This window comes from Streptomyces tardus, from assembly GCF_018101125.2.
Classification (GTDB): Bacteria; Actinomycetota; Actinomycetes; order Streptomycetales; family Streptomycetaceae; genus Streptomyces; species Streptomyces tardus.
Genome location: NZ_JAELVF020000001.1, coordinates 4,876,649 through 4,878,575, shown reverse-complemented (window position 1 = coordinate 4,878,575; position 1,927 = coordinate 4,876,649). Strand labels below are relative to the sequence as shown.

Here is a 1,927-nt window from a genome sequence, read left to right as displayed (position 1 = left end):
GTGGGTGAGGCGGTTGCCCTCGCCGTCGTACGTCCAACTCTGCGTGCTGCCCTCGTCGTTGGAGCGCGAGAGCAGTCCGCCCTCGGGCGTCCAGCCGAATCGGGTGGTGCTGCCGAGCGGATCGGTCGTCTCCACCGGGCGGCCGAAGGCGTCCCGGGTGACGAGGGTGGACGCACCGAGTTCGTCGGTGAGCCGGACGGGCAGGCCCGCCGCGTCGTTGACGGCGTACCTGGTTCCGCCCGCCGGATCGACGACTGAGGTGACGGCGCCGGCGCTGTCGCGGGTCAGGCGGGTGGTGGCTCCGTCGGGCCCGGTCACGGAGACGGTGTTGCCGCTCTCGTCGTGGCCGAACGTGACCGTACTGCCGTCGGGGTTCGTCCTGGTGGTGGGCAGGTGCAGATGGTTGTGAGCGGTCCGGCTGACAGTGCCGTCGCGGTGGCGGACGGCCACCAGGTTGCGGTGCTCGTCGTAGTCCAGGGTGGTGGTCTGGCCGAGCGGGTCGGTACGGCTCAGGAGCAGATCGTCGCGGGACCAGGTGGAGCGGGTGGTGTTGCCGAGCGGATCGGTCTCGGCGACGACTTGGTGGAGTTCGTTGTGCTGGTAGGTGGTGGTGGCGCCGCACGCGTCGGTGTACAGCGTGACGCGCGATTCGGTGTCGTACTCGAAGCGGCTGGAGAGCGCGCCGTCGGGGCCGACGGTCTCGTGGACGCGGCCCTCGTGGTCGTAGAGGTAGCGGTAGGTGTCCTCGTTGCGGTCGGTCCAGGAGGTGACGCGGCGGTGCTCGTCGTAGGTGTAACGGAGCGGCCGGCCACTGGAGTTCGCGATTCCGGCGAGGTTCCCGGCGTCGTCGTAGGTGTAGGAGGTCACCGGGGTCGCGTCGTCGGTTCCTGTGTCGCGTACGACGAGGCCGGTGACGCGGCCGGCGGTGGTGGCGACGTCGACGTGGTAGCCGCCGGTGTGGGTGACGGCGGTGGGGGTGCCGTCGGGGGTGCGGTGGAAGGTGATGGTGTTGTGGTTGCGATCGGAGAGGTGGGCCAGCCAGAGGCGGCGGTCGCCGGCGCCGCCGGTGTGGAAGTGGCGGGTGATGCCGCTGCGCGGCTCGGTGACCAGATAGGTGGTGGCGCCGTCCTCGTCCGGGCCGGTGGCGGTGAGCCGGCTGGGGTCGCCTTCGAGGGGGGTGACGGTGTCGTCGGGGGTGGTGGGGAGGGTGGGGTAGCAGAAGACGGCTGAGTCGTGGCGGGACCACTGGGCGCCGCCGTGGGCGTCGAGTTCGAGGCGCTCGTCGAAGGTGGAGGACCAACTCGGACCGTAGAACTGGCCGTAGCGGTAACCGGTCTTGTGCTTGCGGCGGATGACCAGCGGAAGGATGCCGGGCAGAGAGAGGTCGGTCTCCTCCATCAGCATCTGACCGGTGGCGGCGTTGACCGGGTCCGTCGGACACTCCGTGGCCCGCTCGTGCTGCGACGCCTCCTGCGGATCGGCCGTCGCATCCGCGAGAGGTTCGGGGTTGACCGGAGGCGGCGGTGGCGCATCGCCTTCGGGGCCGTCGAGTGCCGGGGCGTCGGCGGCGTCCGCGCTGTCGGTGTCGGCGGTCTCCGACCCGTCGTCGGAGCCGTGGCTGTCGCCGCTGTCCGCAGTGGCGGGCCCGTCGTTCCCTGGCGTGTTGCCGGTGCCGGCGTCGGCGGGCGTCGGACCGGACGGTGACGGGGCGGCCTCGGAACGGGCCGATCCGGCCGGCGTTGCGGAGTCGGACTGGTTCGGAGCGGCACGGTCGCCGCCGGACGCAGTGGCGGAGGCGCTCGCCTCGGACGGAGGCGCGGAGCCCGAAGGAGCCGCGGGACGGGACGGGGACGCGTCACCGGACGGGGAGGCCGGTCCGGACGGGGACGCGGCGCCGGATGCCGAAGCGGGCTGCGTGCTGCCGGGC

Annotated in this window: 1 protein-coding gene; it reads right to left on the bottom strand. The window is 72.3% G+C overall.

Going from position 1 to position 1,927, the window contains the following annotated elements:
- The coding region (locus JGS22_RS20935) for a DUF6531 domain-containing protein (RefSeq protein WP_236073229.1) at window positions 1–1,927 on the bottom strand (1,927 nt) is incomplete at both ends.